Consider the following 21,632-nt stretch of genomic DNA (forward strand, 5'->3'; position numbering starts at 1 on the left):
AGGGGTGAGTGCTCGCGCCTAGTGGCTCGATCCCTCTGTCTCGATCTCACTGCGGTCGCCAGACCACAGTGTGTGGAACGTGCCAGGCATGTCGACGCGCTTGTAGGTGTGCGCTCCGAAGAAGTCGCGCTGTCCCTGAACGAGTGCGGCCGGCAGGTGCTCGCTCGCGAGCGAGTCGTAGTAGCTGAGCGCAGACGAGAAGCCGGGGGCCGGGATGCCAGACAGCGCGGCCGTCGAAACGATCCGACGCCAGGCCGCTTCACCGTCGGTGACAGCCTGGGCGAAGTACGGGTCGACCAGCAGCGTGGTGATCGTCTCGTCGTTCGCGTACGCGTCCTTGATGCGGTTCAGGAACTGGGCGCGGATGATGCAGCCGCCGCGCCAGATCGTGGCGATCGCACCCTTGTCGATGTTCCAGTTGTACTTCTCGGCCCCAGCGATGATCGCGTCGAAGCCCTGGGCGTACGCGACGATCTTTGAGGCGTAGAGCGCAGCGCGCACATCCTCCTGGAAGGTGTGGCCGACGACAGCGATTTCTGGACGCGCGGTGATGCCGGCGCGAACCGGTCCACGCTGCTCGGGGTGGCTGGAGACGGCGCGTGCGAAGACGGCTTCTGCGATGCCGCCGACGGGAACGCCGAGGTCGAGTGCGTTCTGCACTGTCCAGACGCCGGTGCCCTTTGAGCCGGCCTCGTCGAGCACGATGTCAACGAACGGCTTGCCCGTCTTCGCGTCGACCTGGCGCAGCACTTCAGCGGTGATCTCGATGAGGTAGCTCTCGAGCTCGCCCTGGTTCCACTCGGAGAAGATGTCAGCGATGGCTGTGGGGGAGTGGCCGCCGACCTGGCGCAGCAGGTCGTACGCCTCGGCGATGAGCTGCATGTCGGCGTACTCGATGCCGTTGTGGATCATCTTGACGAAGTGACCTGCACCATCGGTGCCGACGTGCGTGACGCACGGAACGCCGTCAACGACCGCCGCGATCGATTCGAGGATCGGGCCGAGCGTGACGTATGCCTCTGCTGAGCCACCCGGCATGATGCTCGGACCCTTGAGCGCGCCCTCTTCACCGCCGGAGATGCCGGCGCCGACGAAGTTCACGCCGGTTGCGCTGACGGCTTTCTCGCGACGGATGGTGTCGTGGAAGTCGGCATTCCCGCCATCAACAATGATGTCGCCGGGTTCAAAGAGCTCGGTGAGCTGGTCGATAACGGCATCCGTGCCCTTGCCGGCCTGCACCATGATGATCGCGGTGCGCGGCTTGGCCAGTGATGCGACGAAGTCCTCGATGGTCTCTGAAGCGACGAAGCCGGCCTCAGGGTGCTCGCTCACGAGCTGGCGAGTGCGCCCGGGGGAGCGGTTGTATACGGCGACGGTGTTGCCTTCGCGGCTGGCGAGGTTGCGGGCCAGGTTCGAGCCCATCACCGCCAATCCGACCACGCCGATATTTGCCTGAGCTGCGCTGCTATCTGACACATTCACTCCCTTGGGTCGATGGATTCCAGACCGTTTTCAAGGCTATCGGTAGAAGACGAATCCCGCACTCGACGCCGGGTTCCGCTCATTTTGACACGGCAGACGTAACTGATAGCTTTACTCATTGAAATCTGATTTATTGAGTGCGACACCGCCCAATGATCTGATGTAAAGAAGCGTCTGATAAGAGTGGCGGAGCGTCAATGACTGATGTAATTCAGCCCATCATTGTGATGGGCGTCCAAGGCTGTGGGAAATCCACCGTCGGGCAGGCACTCGCGGATTCCCGCGGAATGCGTTTCCTCGATGGCGATTCACTGCACAGCGCAGAAGCCAAGGAAAAGATGGCGTCCGGGCATCCGCTCACCGATGTCGACCGGCTGCCATGGCTCACCCTGATCGCCCAGACCATCGCAGAGGCGCTGGAGAACGGCGACCCGCTGGTCGTCGCATGCTCAGCCCTCAAGGTGAGCTACCGCGACCTGATGCGCGACATCGTGCCCAGCCTCTACTTCGTACAGCTCGAAGGCAGCCAGGCCCTGATCGCCGAGCGACTCTCTCACCGCAACCACGAGTACATGCCCCCCACATTGCTCGATTCGCAATTCGCGACGCTCGAGCCGCTGACCCCAGCTGAGGCCGGCGCCCGGGTTGATCTCACACGCAGCCCAGCCGAAATCGTCGGGCTGATCACCACTCAGATAGGACAATGATGACCGACCTAGAGATGAACTGGGTGCTCTCAACACCCGCCCTTCTCGGAATCGCCGTAGCAGCCATCGGGCTACTGCTCGTGCTGATCATGAAGTTCAAGGTGCACGCGTTCCTGTCACTCATCATCGTGAGCCTGCTCACGGCAGTGGCGACCGGTATTCCCACCGCGAGCCTCATGCCCACACTGCTCGGCGGCTTTGGCAGCACACTCGGAAGCGTGGCGCTTCTCGTCGGTCTCGGCGCGATGCTCGGCCGGATGCTGGAGACCAGCGGTGGCGCACAGGTGCTCACCGATGCACTGATCAACAAGTTCGGTGAGAAGCGTGCTCCACTCGCCCTCGCCGTCGCCTCGCTGATGTTCGGGTTCCCGATCTTCTTCGACGCAGGGCTCGTCGTGATGCTGCCCATCATCTTCGCGGTCGCACGTCGCCTCGGCGGATCGTTCCTCTTGTATGCATTCCCGTCGGCTGTCGCATTCTCTGTGATGCACATCTTCGTTCCGCCGCACCCCGGTCCCGTTGCCGCGACAGGCCTGCTGGGGGCGGATGTCGGACTCGTGCTGATCTTCGGTCTCATCGTCGCGCTGCCCACCTGGTACGTCGTCGGACACCTGTTCGGCCGCTACGTCGGCAAGAAGTACAACCTTCCAGTGCCGTCGATTCTGCGCGGAAGCACCGGCGACTTCGCCGACTTCGCGTCCAAGCCGAAGCTCGGCACCATCCTCATCCTGCTGCTGTTGCCGCTCGGACTGATCTTCCTGAACACCGGCCTGAACATGGCCGCAACCGCAGGACTCGTCTCGCTCGACAACGGCTGGGTCCAGGTGCTCCGCACGCTCGGTGAGACCCCTGTCGCCCTGCTGATCACCGTGCTGCTCGCGATGATCCTGCTCGGCTGGAGGAAGGGCAAGTCGGCCAGCCTCATCGACTCCGTGGTTGACAGCGCGCTCGGCCCTGTGTGTTCGGTCATCCTCATCACCGGTGCAGGTGGAATGTTCGGTGGCGTCCTGCGCTCAAGCGGCATCGGCAACGCTGTTGCTGACTCACTCGATGCGATCGGCCTCCCCGTCATCGTCGCCGGCTTCGTGATCGCAGCCGTCGTGCGTGTCGCCCAGGGGTCGGCAACCGTCGCGCTCACCACCGCAGCGGCGCTCATGCAGCCCGTCGTGATGGGAAACAGCGACTACAGCCCGATCCAGCTCGCTGCGATCGTGCTCGCCCTCGCTGCCGGTTCGGTATTTGCCGGTCACGTGAACGACTCTGGATTCTGGCTGGTAAGCCGCTTCTTCGAGATGGACACCAAGACCACGCTGAAGACGTGGACGGTCGGCCAGGCCCTGGTTGCCGTCGTCGGCTTCGTGATTGCGCTCGCGATCTTCCTGATCGCCGGGCTCTTCTAAACCCGTTCGCGATCGTCAGACCGGGTGTAGCGAATACAGGATGCGCGCCCTGGATTGGGCTGATTTTTCCTGTTTTCGACGACACATGGTCGATTCATCCTGTATTCGCTACACGTCGGGCGCTGAGCTACACGTCGGGCGCCGAGCTCGAGAGCTCGGGCTCTAACTGAAGAACGGCCGCGCGGTGTCTGCCCAGGTGGACTCGACCTCGCTCACCGTGCGTCGCATGATGAGCTCCATCGACTCCCGCGCGGCCGACGGGTGCCCGCCCTGGATCGCATCGGCGACATCCACGTGCCACTGCAGCGCGGTCTCGTGGGGGTGGGTCGGCATCAGGCCGAGTTCGGTGCGACCGGAGAGCACCGCGGCGATGGGTTCGTCGAGTTTGGCGAACATCTCGTTTCCGGAGCCGTGCAACACGAGCTTGTGGAACAGGATGTCGAGCTGAAGAAAGTGTTCGAGGTCGCCTGAGCGGCCGACGGTGCGCATCTGGGCTGCAACGGCCATGAGCTCACCCGACAGGCTCTGTGGGCTGTGCGTTGCGGCAAGCTCCGCAGCTATGGGTTCAACGGCCGCACGCAACTCGGTGAGTGAGCGCAGCTGGGCTGCACGCCCTGCACCGGCCAGGCGCCAGCTGATGAGCGTCGGGTCGTATGCGTTCCACGCCGACTGCGGGAGCACCCTGATGCCGAGCCGCTTGACCGACTCGACGAGGCCGATCGACTGCAGTACTCGTACCGCCTCCCTGGCCACAGACCGGCTGACGCCGAGGCGCTGCCCGATCTCATCTGAGCGGATGATCGACCCTGGGGGATAGGTGCCGTCGACGATTGAGGTACCGATGTCGTCGAGCACACGGGTGTGGAGGCTTGACGGCATGTTCGTACTGTATCGGGCGCCGGAGGGGAGCGCTTCGTCCCATGCCGCGAAACCGGAATGCATGAGCAGAAACCTGCGCTAGACTGGCACACTGAACTTCGGCGAGGGAATCGCGACCCCTGGAAACAGTGGATGCGGCTCCGTTATCGACGCGGCGAGAAGACCCTTTCGGACTTTCCTCACGCTGACATGCGTTCGAGTTGAACCAGTACACCGATTCGCGAGGCTCCGCCTGCGAACATCATCTGGGTCGAAAGGCCCGCAAGGAGAAACCTCATGGCTGACAACTTCGCTCTCGACGCAGAGCTGCGCGAAAACTTCGGCAAGGGCTTCGCCCGCCGCCTTCGCGTTGCAGGCAAGATCCCCGCCGTCATCTACGGCCACGGCACCAACCCGGTCCACGTTGCCGTTCCGGCACACCAGACCGCACTGGTTCTCCGTAAGGCAAACGCCATCATCGAGATCAAGCTCGACGGCGAAAGCCACCTGACCCTGGTGAAGGATGTCCAGAAGGACCCCGTTCGCCAGATCATCGAGCACATCGACCTCATCGTCGTCCGCAAGGGCGAAAAGGTTCAGGTTGAAGTTGCAATCCACGTTGAGGGCGAAGCAGCTGCGGGCACCAACGTCGACTTCGACACCAAGACCCTGCTCCTCGAGGTCGAAGCTGTCAACATCCCGGAGAACGTTGTTGTCAACGTTGACGGACTCGAAGACGGCGCGCAGATCCACGCCAAGGACATCACCCTCCCGGCCGGCGCTTCGCTCATCACCGACGCTGACGCCCTGGTGCTCTACGTACACACCCCGCGTGGCGAGACCGAAGAAGACGCCGCTGAGGAAGCTCCGGCAGCAGCTGCCGAGTAGTCATCCCCCACTGGTTTCGTCGTAAGCGGAGGAATCCCCTGGACGAGAATCTCTGGCTCGTAGTCGGGCTCGGTAACCCCGGGCCCGGCTACGCCGGTAATAGACACAATGTCGGTCAGATGGTTCTGGCCGAACTCGCCGATCGCATGTCGGCGAACTTCAAGTCGCACAAGACCAACGCGACGGTCGCAGAGGGACGCAGTTTCCCCGGTGGGCCCAAGCTGGTCCTGGCCAAGCCCAACACGTTCATGAATGTGTCCGGCGGGCCGGTCGCTGCGCTCTTGCGCTTCTACTCAATCGATCCGTCGCGCCTCATCGTCGTTCACGATGAGCTCGACGTGCCATTCGACACCCTCAAACTCAAGTTCGGTGGCGGTCACGGCGGTCACAACGGCCTGCGCGACATCATCGCCGCAACGGGCACCGGCGACTTCACGCGGGTGCGCGTCGGCATCGGGCGTCCGCCGGGGCGACAGAGCCCTGCGGACTTCGTGCTGCACGACTTCGCGTCGACAGAACGAACCACCCTGCCCAACCTGCTGGCAGATTCAGCGGATGCCGTTGAGCTCATTGCCGCAGAAGGTCTCGCCTCTGCGCAACAGAAGTTCCACTCCCCGGCCTAGGGCCTACCAGCGCGCGGTAAGCGAACGCTCAGACTGTGTCGGTGCTGACGTTTAGACTTGTCGAGTGATCCTCCAGGGCCTAATCAATGCGCTTTCTGGCGCCTCCACGTTCGAAAAGGCCCTCGGCTTCGCCGCACGGGACGCCGATTTCTCCCTGACAGAGGGACTGCGTGCTCCGCTGCTTGCGGCTCTGCTCGGGCGACGGCGCACGCTGGGCGCCACCCAGTCGCTCTTCGTCATCACCGCAACCGGGCGCGACTCAGAGGCGCTCCGCGAGAACCTGGCGTGCTTCGCACCCGGTTCGACGCCCACCGGTGAGAATCACGCCGAGATTGTCGACTTCCCGGCGTGGGAGACACTGCCGCACGAGCGGTTGAGCCCGAGCGCCGAGATCGTGGGCCGCCGGCTCTACGCCCTGCGCCGCATGCGCGAGTGGGAGAAATCAGACCCGGCGACGCGTCGTCCGCTGATCGTGGTGGCATCCGTTCGCGCCGCCCTGCAGCCGGTGGCCGACAACCTCACCGACTATGAGCCCATTGAACTGGTGGCCGGCGGCCGTGGACACGACCTGGCCCAGATTGCCCTGCAACTGGTGAATGTGGCCTACTCCCGCGTCGACATGGTGACCAGGCGCGGCGAATTTGCCGTGCGCGGTGGCATCCTCGATGTGTTCCCCGCCATTGCCCCGCACCCGTACCGCGTGGAGTTCTTCGGCGATGAGGTCGAGCAGATCCGCGCATTCTCGGTGGCCGACCAGCGCTCGATGGCCGAGCCCATCGCATCCGTCACCCTGCCGCCCAGTCGCGAACTGCTGCTGAGCCCCGCTGTGCGCCAGCGCGCCGCCGAGATGCAGCATGAGTTCCCGAGTTTGTCTGGCATGCTCGCCAAGATCGCAGAGGGCATCCCGGTCGAGGGTATGGAGAGCCTGGCCCCCGCGCTGCTTGAACGCCTGGTGCCTGTCACGCACTACCTGCCTGAGGGCGCCGCCGTTGCGGTCATCTCGCCTGAGCGGGTGGCCTCGAGGGCGATCAGCCTCGCCGAGACGAACCGCGAGTTCCTCTCCGCTGCCTGGAATGCCGCGACGGCCGGCGCAGAGGCGCCGATCGACCTCGATTCCGGGGACTTCCTCACCCTCGGCGCGCTGCGTGAATCTGTCACGTTCTCCGCCCCTGGCCAGAGTGCCCCGAATCATCCATGGTGGACGCTCAGCACGTTCCAGGCTGCACCCGACGACGCGCCCGTCTTGCCAGAACACCGCGAGATGGACGACCTGCTGACGGTGCGCATCCAAGCGGATGCCGTGCCGAGCTTCCAGGGCAGCGTCGAAGGCGCCGTCGGGCACCTGGCCACCCGGTTGAAAGACGGCTGGACCGTCGTCATCACCGCGCGTGGCATCGGCCTGGTGGAGCGCGCGGCCGACGTGCTGGCCGGCTACGAGCTGCCGGCCCGTATCGTCGATGAGTTCCCAGCGGATGCCGAACCCGGCATCGCGTACGTGGTGAAGGCATCCGTTGAACACGGCTTTGAGCTGCCGGAGACCATGCTCACCCTGGTGAGCGAGACCGAGTTCTACGGCCGCACCATTGGCTACGACGCCCGCCAGGTGAAGAAACTGGCGACGAGGCGCAAGAACGTCGTCGACCCGCTGCAGCTGAAAGCCGGCGACTTCGTCGTGCACCAGACGCACGGTATCGGCAAGTTCGTCGAACTGACACAGCGGGAGGTGTCGAGCGGCGGGCGGAATCCGGTGAAGTCGAAGCGCGAGTACCTGGTGCTTGAGTACGCGCCGTCCAAGCGCGGACATCCGGGCGACAAGCTGTTTGTGCCCACAGACCAGCTCGACCTGCTCAGCCGTTACGTCGGCGGTGAGGCCCCAGCGCTCAGCAAGATGGGCGGCAGTGACTGGTCTGCGGCCAAGACCAAGGCGCGCAAGGCCGTGCGCGACATCGCTGTCGAACTGGTGAAGCTCTACTCTGCGCGGATGGCGAGCAAGGGTCACGCCTTCGGGCCTGACACCCCCTGGCAGCGTGAGCTCGAAGAGGCATTCCCGTTCGCGGAAACGCCAGACCAGCTCACGACCATCGACGAGGTGAAGGCCGACATGGAGCGGCCCATCCCGATGGACCGCCTGCTGTCAGGCGACGTGGGCTTCGGTAAGACCGAGGTCGCCGTGCGTGCCGCGTTCAAAGCGATCCAGGACGGCAAGCAGGTCGTCATGCTCGTGCCGACGACGCTGCTGGTGCGCCAGCACATGGAGACGTTCCAGGAACGCTTCGCCGGGTTCCCGGTGCACCTGCGGGCCCTGTCACGCTTCCAGACCGAGAAGGAGTCGCGGGAAACCCTGGCCGGCCTTCTCGACGGCACCGTCGACATGGTCATCGGTACGCACCGGCTGCTGTCGGACTCGATCATCATCAAGGATCTCGGCCTGGTCATCATCGATGAGGAGCAGCGCTTTGGCGTTGAGCACAAGGATTCGCTGAAGAAGCTGAAGACCAACGTCGACATCCTGGCCATGAGCGCGACCCCGATCCCACGCACGCTGGAGATGGCCGTGACCGGCATCCGTGAGATGTCGACACTGGCCACCCCGCCAGAAGACCGGCACCCGATCCTCACGTTCGTCGGCCCGTATTCCGACCGTCAGGTGGGGGCCGCCATCCGGCGCGAGCTGCTGCGGGAAGGCCAGATCTTCTTCGTGCACAACCGGGTGTCGAGCATCAACCGGATCGCAGCGCAGCTCAAGGAGCTCGTGCCAGAGGCGCGCATCGCCGTCGCGCACGGGCAGCTGCCTGAGGCCCAGCTCGAACAGGTTGTCGTTGACTTCTGGGAGCGCAAGTTCGACGTGCTCGTCTCGACGACGATTATCGAGACCGGCCTCGACATCGCGAACGCGAACACCATCATCATCGACCGGGCAGACAAGTACGGGCTCAGCCAGCTGCACCAGCTGCGCGGCCGTGTCGGTCGTGGCCGCGAGCGGGCGTATGCCTACTTCCTCTACGACGAGAACAAGCCACTGTCAGAGACCGCGCACGAGCGGCTGTCGACCATCGCTGCCAACAACGAACTCGGCAGCGGCATGCAGGTGGCTCTGAAAGACCTGGAGATCCGTGGAGCGGGAAACCTGCTCGGTGGTGAGCAGGCCGGCCACATCGCCGGCGTCGGCTTCGACCTGTACCTGCGCATGATCGGTGAGGCCGTGTCGACCTTCAGGGGCGACGTGGCTGAGGGCCAGACCGAGCTGCGCCTTGAGCTGCCGGTCGACGCTCACATTCCCGAAGACTACGTCGACAGCGAGCGTCTGCGTCTCGAGGCGTACCAGAAGCTGTCGAGTGCCAGTTCGCCGGCCGCCAAGGACGACCAGATCGACCTCGTACTCGAGGAACTCACCGACCGCTACGGTGAGCCGCCGCTGCCGGTGAAGAACCTCATCGCAGTGTCGCGTCTTCGCCGCCAGGCGCAGCGCGCCGGCCTCGGCGAGGTCGTCGCGATGGGTTCGAACCTGCGCGTCGCACCGGCCGACCTGGCCGACTCCATGCAGGTGCGCCTGCAGCGGATGTACCCGGGTACCCGCTACGTCGCCCAGACGGGTTCGATGATTGTCCCGTTGCCGCGGGTGCACGGCGAGGCACCGGATGACGCGACCCTCATCGAGTGGACCGGCACCTTCCTTGGTGCTATTTTCCCGCCACCTGTGGTTGTCGCTGAGTCGACCGGTACTGCCGAGCCCGCGCGGTAACCACCAGCGCAGACACGACGATGGAGACGCCTGAGCCGAGCAGAACGGCCAGGGTCGCCTCGTCGATGACGACGTCGTGTCCGCGGAACGCGAGCTCGCCCATGAGTAGTGACACCGTGAAGCCGATGCCGCCGAGGCAGGCGACGACGATCACATCGGGCAGCGTCAGCACGGCGCCTCCACGTTTTCTGGAGATCGACGCACCGAGCCAGCCGGCGAGCGTGATGCCGATGAACTTGCCGACGGGCAGCGCGATGAGGATGCCCCAGAACGCAGGGCTGAGCTCGCCGATGCTGACCGCTGGGATGACAACCAGGGCGGCAGAGAAGGCGAAGAGCGGCAGGATGATGCCGTTGGAGTACGGCTCGATGACCTGGTGCGCGCGCCCGGCGGGGATGCGGGCCATGACCAGGCCGAGCACGACGCCGGCGATTGTCGCGTGCACGCCTGACTGGTAAGTGAAGTACCAGGTGAGCACTCCGAGCACGCTCAACGTGAGCACGAGCGGCCACTGCGGCCTGCGGGAGAGGATCCAGCCGGATCGGGGCTTCAGCAGCCGGCTGATCATGCCGAAGAGGGTGGCCGTGATGGCGGCGTACCCGATGTAGGCCAGCTGGGCATCCTGGGTGAAGAAGAACGCGATGATGAGGATGGCGACGAGGTCGTCGAGCACGGCGAGGGCGAGCAGGAAGACCCGCACCCTGGTCGGGAGGCCGCGCCCGAAGACCGCGAGCACGCCGAGGGCGAAGGCGATATCCGTTGCAGTTGGTACAGGCCAACCGGCGGCGAGGTCGGTGCCACGGGTCACGACCAGGTAGATCGCAGCAGGCACGATGACGCCGCCGAGAGCGGCGAAGGCCGGCAGCGCGGCTTTGCCGGCACTGTTGAGGTCGCCGATCACGAGTTCACGCTTCAGCTCGACGGCCACGTTGAAGAAGAAGAGGGCGAGGATGCCGTCGCTGATCCAGTGGGAGATCGAGAGATCGAGTCCGAGGATGCCGAGATCGCGATGTTCATCGAAGAAGGTGATGACATCGGCGCCGAATGACAGGTTTGCGATGAGGAGTCCGACGACGGCCGCGATGAGCAGCAGTGCTGCAGCGTAGCGCTCTGATCGGAAGAAGTTCGTGCGGAAGATATTCGTGCGGGTGGCTTTCATGAGTGCCTGTTCCAAACCGTCAAGGTTCGAGTAGAGATCGAGAGTGGAATCCTCCACCCGCCGACCAGACTTCCCGGCTCACCAAAAATCAAGCTTAGCGAGGCAGTCTACGATGTTGTGAACAGCGAAAGCGTGGAGGCATTTTTATGACCGATGAGTCAGGCAAGAGCCAGCTCGAGATCCTGATCGATACGGTCGCCCAGCTCAGAGCGCCAGGCGGCTGCCCGTGGGATGCAGAGCAGACCCACGCCTCACTCGTGCAGTACCTCATCGAGGAAAGCCACGAGCTGATCGATGCGATCGAAGCCGGCAGCCGGGAAGAGATGCTCGAAGAGCTCGGCGACGTGCTGTACCAGGTGCTCTTCCATGCTGATATCGCCGCGCACACGAGCGGCGAAGACTTTGATATTCAGGATGTCGCCGCCCACATGACGGCGAAAATGGTCGGCCGTCATCCCCACGTTTTCGGCGGCACCCAACTAGAGACCGCCGACGAGGTCGCCCAGGCCTGGGACGGCTACAAGGCTGCGGAGAAGCCGCATCGCACGAGCGTGCTCGATGGCATCCCGCAAGGAATGCCGGCGCTCTCGCTCGCCGACAAGGTGCTGGGGCGTGCCCACAAGATCGGATTGCTCGACCCGAGTGCGCCGCAGGCGATGCCCATTGCGAGTGAAGACGAACTCGGTCCGTTGCTTCTGGCGATCGTGTCATCGGCCAAGTCGGCTGGACTCGATTCAGAGCGTGCTCTGCGGAGTGCGCTGCGCGACCTGCAGGATGAGATCAGGGAAGCGGAAGCTGAAGCGGAAGCGGAGTCGACGGCATCCGCTGCAGGCGAATCGGGGGAGTACCAGGGCGACGCCGACCAGTTCGACACCGACCCGTTCGACGCCGGCATCATCGGTCGCCAGGCGTAGTGAGCGTTCAAGCGCTCGACTCGCAAGAAATCGACCCAAAGCATCAGTTTCGGGTCGATTTCTTGCGAGCGGATGCTGTGCGCGCGCCAGAGGGTCGGCAGCCGGGGTCTCGAGACGCTCGCTGACACTCGCTCCTCGACCGAACGGACCGAACGGACCGAACGGACCGAACGGACCGAGTGCCGCTAGGCGATCCGGCTCCCCGATGCGAGGGTGCGCGCCGGCGTCCGGGTACGGCGCCACGCCCACGTGAGCGCACCGGCACCGAGCAGCAGGTGGATGCCGAGGCCAACGAACCACGACGGCACTGCTGCGTCGTAGATCTCCTGCGAGGTCGGGTAGTCGGTTGGCGGGTAGTTCGCCTTGGTTTGCGCGCAGTAGTCGTTCACCTGGTTGAGTTCGGGCGGTTCCTGGGCAGTACGAACGCCCACGGAAATCCAGCCGAAGAGGTCCTCAGGGTAGCCGCTAGCGTCAAAGACGCCAGGAGACGCGTCGGCCACCACGACGTAGGGATTGGCGGCGAGGATCCACCAGTAGAGGTCGAAACGCGGAACATCCTGCGTGCGTGTTACGGGCGCTGCACAGATCACATCAGAAGCGGCCCCGCTTTGCTCGTCGTAGGTTGCCGACGCGACGTCGATGCTCACATATGTCGTTTCGGTCTTGGTGGCCGTGCCGAGCAGGGCGAACGCGATGAGCGTGCCAACGCTCAGTGCGGCGACGACGAGGTACGTCACGACGATGGAGAACAGGCCCCTGGTCAGTACGCCGGACAGTCCCACTCCGACGGCCGCAACCACGCCGAGTTCGATGGCGAGCATCAGCGTCGACATCGCGATGGTCGCGGCTGAGACCCCGCCGAGTACGACGGCAAGGATGAGGAACGGCACGGCAGCGGCGAGGAACGCCAGCGCCGTGATCCAGGCAGCCAGGAACTTGCCGAACACCAGCTGTCCTGTGGTGACGAGAGTGACCTGGGTGGTGGCAAGGGTGCCGGCCTCCCGATCGCCGTTGATCGCATTTCCGGAGAGCGCAGGGGAGACCAGCGTTCCGAGCAGCAGCACGAAGAACACGATCGTGGAGAAGACGCCGCCTCCGCCGCTGTCCCACGCGTTGGTCGACACCCACAGCAGCGCGGTCACCGCGCCGACCAGCAGCACAAAGATCCCGAGCAACACGTACCAGGCGACTCCGCGCACACGCTGGCGAAGTTCCAGCGTGACGATCAGCCACAGCCCGGAGAGGTATGTCCGAAGCGCCGAATCCGGCACGGATCCCGGACGCTCTGCCGGCTGGGTTTCTGTCAGGTCTACGCGGCTCACAGTGCAGCCTCTCCGGTTGCGCTGGTTCTGCTGAGGTCGGTTCTGCTGAGGTCGAGGAAGGTGTGCTCCAGGTTGCCGACGGCCGGGCCGAACGCCGTGATCGGAACGCCTCGGCTCACCAGCTGGGCCAACAAGTCAGCCGCTGCGGCCTCGTGGGCAATCTGCACCAGCGTGCCGAGGTTGTCGATGCTGCTGATCTCTGGTCCGACCCCAACGCTGCCAAGCGCTGCAGCCAACGCGGCGGGATCCAGTGAGCGGATGCGCCACGCCCTGGCACTCGCCCCGGCTTTGGCCACGCGGTCAGCGCTGACCGTACGACCCTCGGTCACGTAGACAGCGGCATCCGCCATCTCGTCGAGCTCGGCGAGCACGTGGCTCGAGACCAGGATTGCGGTGCCTTCAGCGGCGAGATGCTTCACGAGGTCACGCAGGGCGGCGCGGGCAACGGGGTCAAGGCCGGATGCCGGCTCATCGAGCAGCAACACCGACGGATTGTGCACAAGCGCCCGAGCGAGGCTGAGACGCTGCTTCTGGCCACGGGACAGCACGCGCGACGGCTGGTCGGCCAACGGGGAGAGCCCGGTCAGCACGATCAGCTCCGATGCACGCACTTCGGCCTGGGCGCGGCTCAGCCGATACATCCGCCCCGTCACCTCGAGTGCGGCGCGCACGCTCAGGCTTGGCCAGGCGCCCAGCACGTCGGGCATCCAGCCCATCGACGCGCGAACCGCAGCGGGGTCCGTCACCGGGTTGTGGCCGGCGACCGTGATGGTTCCGGTGTCGGGGGCGAGCAGCGTGGCCAGCATGAGCATCAGCGTGGTCTTGCCAGACCCGTTGGGGCCGATGAGCGCCGTGACCGATCCTGGCGCCACGCTCAGCGTGGCATCCTGCACGGCATGCACCGATCCGAAACTGCGACTGACTCCGACGACGTGAATGCCGCCCGATGTGGTGCTGCTCACGGTGCTGCTCATGCATGACCCCCTTGTGGTGCTGCCGTCACCGGCATACTGGCTGCGAGTCTAGTTGGAGCGAAGCAAGTTCGTGGAGCCTTACCTCACTGGTGCTTGCGCTCCGTTGCCGTTAGCGTCTGATCATGAGCGAAACGTCATTCAACGAACTTCTGGCCGCCCAGATCGGGAACGAGTTTGCTGCATCGCAGCAGTACATTGCCATCGCCGTCTGGTTCGACAACCAAGACCTTCCGCAGCTGGCCGCCCACTTCTACCGCCAGTCGATTGAAGAGCGCAATCACGCCATGATGCTGGTGCAGTACCGCCTCGACCGCGGTCTCGACATCGTGATCCCCGGCATCCCGGCCGTCCGCAACGACTTCCTGAACACGGTAGAGCCGATTGCGCTCGCTCTTGAACAGGAAAAGCAGGTCACCAACCAGATCGAGGCCATGTTCAAGGCGGCTCGCGCAGATGGCGATGCCCTCGGCGAGCAGGCCATGCTGTGGTTCCTCAAGGAGCAGATCGAAGAGGTCGCCTCCATGTCGACACTGCTGACCGTCGCCAAGCGCGCCGACGACAACTGGTTTGACCTGGAGAATTTCGTCGCTCGCGAAAACGTCGGTGACGGCGGGCTTGAAGCGGATGCCCCAGGAGCCGCAGGCGGCGCTCTCTAAGCGACGCGCGCCTACACCGCACCACGTCTGCCAGCTTGTCGCAATTCTGCATCGCGGCAAGCTGGCAGAATTGAGTCATGGCGACTTCTGTGACTCCTCCCCGTGGCATGCGTGACTTCCTTCCAGCCGAGAAGGCAACCAGGGAACATGCTCTCGGGATCATCCGGACGAACTTCGCTGCCCACGGTTTCGACGAGATCGAAACGCCCGTGATGGAAGACTCAGCTCGCCTGCACTCCGGCCTGGGTGGCGACAACGAGAAGCTCGCCTTCGCCGTGATGAAGCGCGGACTCGGCGCAGACGACCTCACCGCCGCGGCCGAGACCGGCGATGTCCTGTCGCTGGCCGACCTTGGGCTGCGCTTCGACCTCACCGTGCCGCTGGCCCGCTTCTACGCGACGCACCGCGCCAACCTTCCCACCGTGTTCCGGTCGATCCAGATCGCGCCCGTCTGGCGTGCAGAGCGCCCGCAGAAGGGTCGCTACCGCCAGTTCATGCAGTGCGACATCGACATCATTGGTGAACCGAGCGCCCTCGCAGAGATCGAGCTGATCACGGCCACCGCTGCAACGCTGGATGCACTCGGCCTCACCGGATGTTCCATTCGCATCAACGACCGCCGCATCCTCAGCACGCTGCTGGCCCACTGGGGTGTGCCAGTTGAGCTCAACGAGCGCGCGCTCATCACCATCGACAAGCTCGACAAGATCGGCGTCGACGGCGTCGTCACCGAACTCGGCACGCTGGGTGTCGAGACCGCCGGCATCGCAGAGACGCTGAACTCCATCGGCACTGCAGGCTGGAACCTCACGGACGGTGAGGTCCCAGCCCCGGCTTGGCTCGACCTCGAGGCATACGCAGACCTGCTCGCCCTGAAGAGCGCGCTGCCCGGTGTCGCACTCGTTTTCGACCCGACCCTCGTACGCGGCATGGGCTACTACACGGGCACCATCTTCGAGATCGCCCACCCCACCCGCGGCTACTCGCTCGGTGGTGGCGGACGCTACGACGGCATGATCGGCCGCTTCCTCGGCACAGATGTTCCAGCGTGTGGTTTCTCGATCGGCTTCGAACGCATCGTCGACCTGCTCGAAGAAGATGCGGCATCCGCTCAGAATGCGGTCGTTCTCGTGCACGAAAAAGATGCAGACCCTGCCCAGCTGGTGGCGCTGAAGGGCCAGCTCATCGCCCAGGGCCTGCGGGTGCGCCTTGAGCGCAGGGCGAAGAACATGAAGGCACTTCTCGAACGAGCGGCGGAGGCCGGCTACGGCCGCTTCGCCTTCGTGAACGCCGAGACGACGGATGCCGTTTCACTCGAGTTCAAGTCGCTCGGATAAGGCCTTACTAGACTGGCTATGGATTACAGCGTCGTTTCCGTCAAACCATCCACACCAGAACACAGGAGATAGTTGTGGCTCTCATTGAGGCAGTAGACGCCCGCGAAATTCTCGACTCACGGGGCAACCCAACGGTCGAGGTCGAGGTTTTGCTGGAGGATGGCACGGTCAGCCGTGCTGCAGTCCCATCCGGCGCATCGACCGGCGCATTCGAAGCATACGAACTGCGCGACGGCGACAAGGGTCGCTACCTCGGCAAGGGCGTGCTCAAGGCAGTTGACGCCGTTATCGACGACCTCGGACCGGCAATCGAAGACCTCGACGCCACCGACCAGCGCATCGTGGACGCCGCACTCATCGCGGCCGATGGCACCGAGAACAAGGAGCGCCTCGGCGCCAACTCCATCCTCGGCGTCAGCCTGGCCGTCGCCAAGGCAGCTGCGCACTCCGCTAACCTGCCGCTGTTCCGCTACCTCGGTGGCCCGAACGCGCACACCCTGCCCGTGCCGCTGATGAACATCATCAACGGTGGCTCGCACGCAGACAACGACGTTGACATCCAGGAATTCATGATCGTGCCGCTGGGTGCAGAGTCCTTCAGCGAAGGACTTCGCTGGGGCGTCGAGACCTACCACGCTCTGAAGGGCCTGCTGAAGTCGAAGGGCCTCTCCACCGGCCTCGGCGACGAGGGTGGATTCGCTCCCAACCTGCCGAGCAACCGTGCGGCACTCGACCTCATCGTCGAAGCCATCACCCTCGCCGGCTACACGCCCGGCAAGGACATCGCACTGGCACTCGACTGCGCTGCAACCGAGTTCTACTCCGACGGTGCATACAACTTCGAGGGCAAGAAGCTCTCCGCAACCGAGATCGTCGCGTACTACGCAGAGCTCGTTGAGGCATACCCGCTCGTCTCGATCGAAGACCCGCTCGAGGAAGAGGACTGGGACGGCTACGTTCACCTCACCGAGCAGCTCGGCGACAAGGTGCAGATCGTCGGAGACGACCTGTTCGTCACCAACCCGGTTCGCCTGGCCAAGGGCCTCGCAATCGGTGCAGCCAACTCGATCCTGGTGAAGGTCAACCAGATCGGTACGCTCACCGAGACGCTCGACGCCGTTTCCCTCGCGCAGCGCGCCGGCTACACGGTGGTCATGTCGCACCGCTCAGGTGAGACCGAAGACACCACCATCGCCGACCTGTCTGTGGCAACGGATGCCGGTCAGATCAAGACCGGTGCGCCTGCCCGCAGCGAGCGAGTCGCTAAGTACAATCAGTTGCTGAGGATCGAAGAAGAGCTGGGCGAGGCTGCGGTCTACGCCGGCCGTTCCGCTTTCCCGCGATTCAAGGGCTAAGTACTCTGTAAGGCTCTCGAAGCGCGGTGATCCGCGCTTCGAGAGCCTTCTTTTTGTTAGAAACAACGCAACGAATGCACAACAACGTACGTGAGGGGAGAACGGTGGCCAGGACTCGTCCGCAGAAGCAGCCCATCGCCCTCGACGGCGCGGAATCGGCAGCCGGGGGGTGGCTGCGCGGCATCCGCTTGTCTGGCTTCTCCTTCGTGATGATGGGAATCCTGGTGCTGGCCGTCGTCGTGCTCGCTCCCAGCCTGCGCACGTACGCTGAACAACGGCAGCAGATCGATGAGCTGCAAGACAGCGTGCAGGCCGCACAGGCCGCGGTCGACAAGCTCACGTCGGAGCGTGAGCGATGGAATGACCGTACCTATATCGAGACGCAGGCTCGCGATCGGCTCTCCTATGTGCAGCCGGGCGATATCTCGTTCCTCGTGATCAACGACCTCGCCCTGCCGACCACCGAGGCGGCCGATACCGCCCCGGTGAGCAAAGATATTCAAGACACCCAAGTCGATTGGCTCAAATCAATGTTTGCCTCTGTCATGACAGCCGGCCTCGTTCCAGAGGCGGCCGCCCAGTGACCAGACCCCCCTTCGATGCGCCCACTGAGCGCGACATCGCCATCGTCTCCGCCCAGCTCGGACGCCCGGCGCGCGACGTCGCCGGTATTGCCGCACGCTGTGCCTGCGGCGCTCCGACCGTGGTCGCGACAGCTCCCCGCCTGAGCGATGGAACGCCGTTCCCGACGCTGTACTACCTGACGCACCCGGCGGCGACCGCGGCGATCTCCTTCCTTGAGGCCACCCAGGTCATGAACGAGTACAACGAGCTGCTGGCCGAAGACGCCGACGTGAAGGCTGCATACCTGGCCGCCCACCAGAGCTTCCTCGCTGATCGCGAGACCCTGGGCACTGTCCCTGAGATCGCCGGGATCTCCTCCGGCGGTATGCCGCAACGGGTGAAGTGCCTGCACGCGCTGGCCGGGCACGCTTTGGCCACCGGTCCTGGCGTGAACCCCATCGGCGACCTGGCGCTCGAACGCGCGAACTGGTCACCGCTGGTGTGCGAGTGCCTCGACTACGAATTGGATGACGTGAACCCGACGGGGTCGGCGCGCGAGTGAAACCGGGCATGCGGCGCAGGGGCCTCGGAATCGGAGTGGTGATCGCGGGAGCGATGCTGTTCAGTTCGGTGGCCGTTGTCGCTGCCCCAGCCCAGGCCGACCAGGTTCGTGACCTCGAATACTGGTTGAACGACTATGGCTTTGCGCAGGCATGGAACACGACCCAGGGCGACGGCGTCACGGTCGCCGTGATCGACACCGGCATTGCCAGGGGAGTGGCCGACCTGTCCGGCGCCGTCTCAGGCGGCACGGACGTCTCCGGCATCGGTTCAGCGGATGGCCGCACGCCCGTCGGTGAAGACAGCGACCACGGCACCATGGTGGCCTCGCTGTTGGCCGGGCGCGGAACGGGCAACGGGAATGGCGTCATCGGCGTCGCTCCTGCTGCCTCGCTGCTCTCGATCTCCGTCGCCTTCGGCAATTCGAATTCTCCGGTGAGCAATGACGACCAGATCGCCCAGGCTGTGCGCTGGGCCGTGGACAATGGCGCCGACGTGATCAACATGTCGCTCACTCGCAACACGCTCGACTGGCCTGAGAGCTGGGACGACGCCTTCCTGTACGCCTTCGAGAACGATGTCGTCGTCGTAGCGGCAGCCGGCAACCGCGGCAGCGGGACCACCGAGGTCGGGGCCCCTGCCACGATCCCCGGCGTCCTGACCGTTGCTGGTGTTGACCGGAACAAGAAGGCAAGCTTCGATGCGTCGTCACAGGGCATCACCATCTCTGTCGCTGCACCGAGCGAGGAACTCGTGGGTGTCAATTCCCGGAGTGAATACATGGTCTGGGACGGCACGAGTGCAGCGACACCCATCGTGTCGGGGCTGGTCGCACTGGTGCGAGCTGCACACCCGGAACTCGATGCGGCCCAGGTGATGAACAGGGTCATCGCGACGGCAAACCCGAACGGGCAGAATGTCCCAAGCCCCATCTACGGCAACGGACTGATCGACGCCTATGCCGCAGTGACGGCCTCGGTTCCGGCAGCCTCTGGTCAGACCCCAGCCCAGCTGTTACAGGACTGGATTCACCTGCACAGGCGCATGGACACATCCCCAGGCGCAACCGACACTCCAACGTCGATCGCGCCCGTCCCCCCGCAGCAGGACCCACCACTGCCGGTGAGCAATGTCGCGGCCCTGTGGGTTCCGAACCAGTTCACTCTGACCTATATCAGCGTTCCGCTCGGTGTACTTCTGGGATTTGGTATCCTAGTAACGCTGTTCGGCATCGGCGCCTCTCGGCATCTCAAGCGTGCACGTCGCAATCACGGATCGTAAGCGCATAAAAATTCATGTAGGAGGCCTTTTCATCGTGCCCAAAATTCTCATCGTCGGTGGCGGCTACGCCGGTTTCTACACCGCTTGGAAGCTTGAGAAGTGGCTGCGCAAGGGGGAGGCTGACGTAACGATCGTCGACCCGCTGCCCTACATGACGTACCAGCCCTTCCTTCCGGAGGTCGCTGCAGGCTCCATCGAGGCGCGTCACGCTGTCGTTGCACACCGTCGTCACCTGAAGAAGACGAACATCGTCACCGCGAAGGTCACCAACGTGAACCACGCGGAGAAGAAGGCGACCATCCAGCCGCCCATCGGCGATGCATACGACTTCGAGTACGACATTGTCGTTGTCACCGCTGGTGCAGTGTCACGCACGTTCCCGATCCCGGGTGTTGCAGACCAGGCCATCGGCCTCAAGACCATTGAAGAGGCAGTCGCCATCCGCGACCGCGTTCTCACCAACTTCGACAAGGCAGCCAACCTGCCTGCCGGCCCAGAGCGCGACCGCCTGCTGACGTTCGTTGTCGTCGGTGGCGGCTTCGCCGGCATCGAGGTCTTCGCAGAGCTGCGTTCATTCGCCAGCGACCTGCTGAAGCGCTACCCGGAGATCAGCTTCGAAGACACCCACTTCCACCTCATTGAGGCAATGGGCCGCATCATGCCAGAGGTGTCGCTGGAGACCAGCAAGTGGGTCATCAACAACCTCGACCAGCGTGGCGCAACGATCCACCTCGACACCCAGCTCACCTCGGCTGTCGACGGCAAGATCGAGCTCTCCACCGGTGAGAGCTTCTACACCGACCTCATCGTGTGGACTGCCGGCGTCATGGCCAACCCCACGATCGTGCGTCACACCGACCTGCCGATCGAAGAGCGCGGTCGCCTCCGCGTGCGCGCCGACCTCCGCGTCGGCACCGACGACGAGATCATCGAGGGCGCATGGGGCGCCGGCGACGTGACCGCAGTCCCCGACCTCAGCGGTGGTGGAGTCGGCGGCTTCTGCGTGCCGAACGCACAGCACGCTGTTCGCCAGGGCAAGCTCATGGCCAAGAACATCGTTGCCGTTCTTCGTGGCGAGGGCCCCAAGGAATACCTGCACAAGAACCTCGGCGCTGTTGCAGGCCTTGGTATTGGTATTGGTGTCTTCCAGTCCGGCAAGTTCGCGCTGAAGGGCTTCCCGGCCTGGGTTGCGCACCGCGGATACCACGGCCTGGCAATGCCGAGCTGGGAGCGCAAGCTTCGCGTCGTCTGGGGCTGGGTGAACAACTTCTTCCTCGGTCGCGACATTGTGTCGATCGCTGCTGTGCAGAACCCACGCGCCGTGTTCGAAGAGTTCGCATCGCGTCCGAAGCCCCCGGTTGAGGCAGCTCCTGCTGTCGCCGCACCGGTCGCCAAGGCACCCGCAGCGCGCGCATCTACGGCGAAGGCCCCTGCGGCCAAGGCTCCTGCAGCCAAGGCTGCTGCCAAGGCTCCCGTCGAGAAGGCTGTGACCGAGAAGGCCGTCGTGACCGAGAAGGCCGCGACCGTCAAGGCTCCGGCTGCGAAGGCACCGGCTGCTGCCAGGGCTCCGCGCAGGCCTGCAGTCAAGAAGGCTGCAGCACCGGCCACCGACGCTCCGTCGTCTGACTCGGTGTCCGCTTCCTAAGAGACACACCTCCTGAGTAAGGGCTGCGGTCGTTTGACCGCAGCCCTTACGCTTAGGAATTTCTAAGCTCAGGAATTTACCGCCCCCGTAGCCCAATTGGCAGAGGCAGACGACTTAAAATCGTCACAGTCTGGGTTCGAGTCCCAGTGGGGGCACCACTATTT

General features: G+C 64.3%; 18 protein-coding genes and 1 tRNA gene. 14 read left to right on the forward strand and 5 right to left on the reverse strand.

Going from position 1 to position 21,632, the window contains the following annotated elements:
• Nucleotides 1-18: 18 nt before the first annotated feature.
• Entirely contained in the window at nt 19-1,476 is a 1,458-nt protein-coding gene (gndA, locus tag AC25Z0_RS01170; protein WP_488132035.1) for an NADP-dependent phosphogluconate dehydrogenase, read from the reverse strand.
• Nucleotides 1,477-1,679: 203 nt separating this feature from the next.
• On the opposite strand from gndA, the gene AC25Z0_RS01175 reads away from it, so the two are divergent.
• A complete protein-coding gene (locus AC25Z0_RS01175) occupies nt 1,680-2,189 on the forward strand; it encodes a gluconokinase (protein WP_488132036.1) in 510 nt (169 codons plus the stop codon).
• Nucleotides 2,186-3,589 (forward strand): GntP family permease, encoded by a 1,404-nt coding sequence (locus tag AC25Z0_RS01180; RefSeq protein ID WP_488132037.1) that lies wholly within the window; start codon nt 2,186-2,188, stop codon nt 3,587-3,589. Before AC25Z0_RS01175 ends, AC25Z0_RS01180 begins: the two co-directional genes overlap by 4 nt.
• A gap of 162 nt (nt 3,590-3,751) precedes the next feature.
• Here the strand turns inward: AC25Z0_RS01180 and AC25Z0_RS01185 are convergent, their stop codons facing one another.
• Nucleotides 3,752-4,468 carry a FadR/GntR family transcriptional regulator gene (locus AC25Z0_RS01185; protein ID WP_488132038.1) on the reverse strand — a complete coding sequence of 239 codons (717 nt, stop codon included), beginning with the start codon at nt 4,466-4,468 and terminating at the stop codon, nt 3,752-3,754.
• Between the two features lie 276 nt (nt 4,469-4,744).
• Between AC25Z0_RS01185 and AC25Z0_RS01190 the strand changes: the two genes are divergently transcribed.
• From AC25Z0_RS01190 to mfd, 3 genes are all read left to right on the forward strand, one after another.
• Nucleotides 4,745-5,335, forward strand: a complete 591-nt coding sequence (locus AC25Z0_RS01190) for a 50S ribosomal protein L25/general stress protein Ctc (RefSeq protein ID WP_488118442.1) — start codon at nt 4,745-4,747, stop codon at nt 5,333-5,335.
• A 38-nt stretch (nt 5,336-5,373) separates the two neighbouring features.
• Entirely contained in the window at nt 5,374-5,958 is a 585-nt protein-coding gene (gene pth, locus AC25Z0_RS01195; protein ID WP_488133099.1) for an aminoacyl-tRNA hydrolase, read from the forward strand.
• 64 nt (nt 5,959-6,022) lie between these two features.
• Nucleotides 6,023-9,700: a transcription-repair coupling factor gene (mfd, locus tag AC25Z0_RS01200; protein WP_488132039.1), complete on the forward strand. Its 3,678-nt coding sequence runs from the start codon at nt 6,023-6,025 to the stop codon at nt 9,698-9,700.
• On the opposite strand, the gene AC25Z0_RS01205 is transcribed toward mfd, so the two are convergent.
• Entirely contained in the window at nt 9,639-10,916 is a 1,278-nt protein-coding gene (locus tag AC25Z0_RS01205) for a Na+/H+ antiporter NhaA (RefSeq protein ID WP_488132040.1), read from the reverse strand. The genes mfd and AC25Z0_RS01205 overlap by 62 nt on opposite strands.
• Before the next feature lie 89 nt (nt 10,917-11,005).
• Between AC25Z0_RS01205 and AC25Z0_RS01210 the strand changes: the two genes are divergently transcribed.
• Nucleotides 11,006-11,773, forward strand: coding sequence for a nucleoside triphosphate pyrophosphohydrolase (locus AC25Z0_RS01210; RefSeq protein WP_488132041.1), 768 nt, complete (start codon nt 11,006-11,008; stop codon nt 11,771-11,773).
• Nucleotides 11,774-11,958: 185 nt separating this feature from the next.
• Here AC25Z0_RS01210 and AC25Z0_RS01215 read toward each other — a convergent pair whose 3' ends face one another.
• Both AC25Z0_RS01215 and AC25Z0_RS01220 read right to left on the reverse strand, forming a co-directional pair.
• Nucleotides 11,959-13,095, reverse strand: coding sequence for an ABC transporter permease (locus AC25Z0_RS01215; protein ID WP_488132042.1), 1,137 nt, complete (start codon nt 13,093-13,095; stop codon nt 11,959-11,961).
• The gene (locus AC25Z0_RS01220) at nt 13,092-14,069 is read right to left on the reverse strand and encodes an ABC transporter ATP-binding protein (protein ID WP_488132043.1); all 978 of its coding nucleotides are present in this window, start codon (nt 14,067-14,069) and stop codon (nt 13,092-13,094) included. The genes AC25Z0_RS01215 and AC25Z0_RS01220 overlap by 4 nt, the downstream gene beginning before the upstream one ends.
• Nucleotides 14,070-14,191: 122 nt before the next feature.
• Here AC25Z0_RS01220 and AC25Z0_RS01225 point away from each other — a divergent pair, with 122 nt between their 5' ends.
• The 8 genes from AC25Z0_RS01225 to AC25Z0_RS01260 all read left to right on the forward strand — a co-directional run bounded on the left by AC25Z0_RS01225 (nt 14,192) and on the right by AC25Z0_RS01260 (nt 21,626).
• The gene (locus AC25Z0_RS01225; protein ID WP_488132044.1) at nt 14,192-14,725 is read left to right on the forward strand and encodes a ferritin; all 534 of its coding nucleotides are present in this window, start codon (nt 14,192-14,194) and stop codon (nt 14,723-14,725) included.
• Between the two features lie 77 nt (nt 14,726-14,802).
• Entirely contained in the window at nt 14,803-16,062 is a 1,260-nt protein-coding gene (gene hisS / locus AC25Z0_RS01230; protein ID WP_488132045.1) for a histidine--tRNA ligase, read from the forward strand.
• A gap of 74 nt (nt 16,063-16,136) precedes the next feature.
• Nucleotides 16,137-17,417, forward strand: a complete 1,281-nt coding sequence (gene eno, locus AC25Z0_RS01235) for a phosphopyruvate hydratase (RefSeq protein ID WP_488132046.1) — start codon at nt 16,137-16,139, stop codon at nt 17,415-17,417.
• A gap of 104 nt (nt 17,418-17,521) precedes the next feature.
• The gene (locus AC25Z0_RS01240; RefSeq protein ID WP_488118451.1) at nt 17,522-18,001 is read left to right on the forward strand and encodes an FtsB family cell division protein; all 480 of its coding nucleotides are present in this window, start codon (nt 17,522-17,524) and stop codon (nt 17,999-18,001) included.
• On the forward strand, nt 17,998-18,543 hold the full coding sequence (locus AC25Z0_RS01245) for a DUF501 domain-containing protein (protein ID WP_488118452.1): 546 nt from the start codon (nt 17,998-18,000) through the stop codon (nt 18,541-18,543). The genes AC25Z0_RS01240 and AC25Z0_RS01245 overlap by 4 nt, the downstream gene beginning before the upstream one ends.
• 8 nt (nt 18,544-18,551) lie before the next feature.
• A complete protein-coding gene (locus AC25Z0_RS01250; protein WP_488132047.1) occupies nt 18,552-19,823 on the forward strand; it encodes a S8 family serine peptidase in 1,272 nt (423 codons plus the stop codon).
• Between the two features lie 34 nt (nt 19,824-19,857).
• Complete coding sequence (locus tag AC25Z0_RS01255) at nt 19,858-21,468, forward strand: NAD(P)/FAD-dependent oxidoreductase (RefSeq protein ID WP_488118454.1); 1,611 nt, start codon at nt 19,858-19,860, stop codon at nt 21,466-21,468.
• An 81-nt stretch (nt 21,469-21,549) separates the two neighbouring features.
• Nucleotides 21,550-21,626 (forward strand) — tRNA-Leu (locus AC25Z0_RS01260).
• The last annotated feature ends 6 nt before the right edge of the window (nt 21,627-21,632 follow it).

This window comes from Leifsonia sp. Y862 (assembly GCF_057669585.1).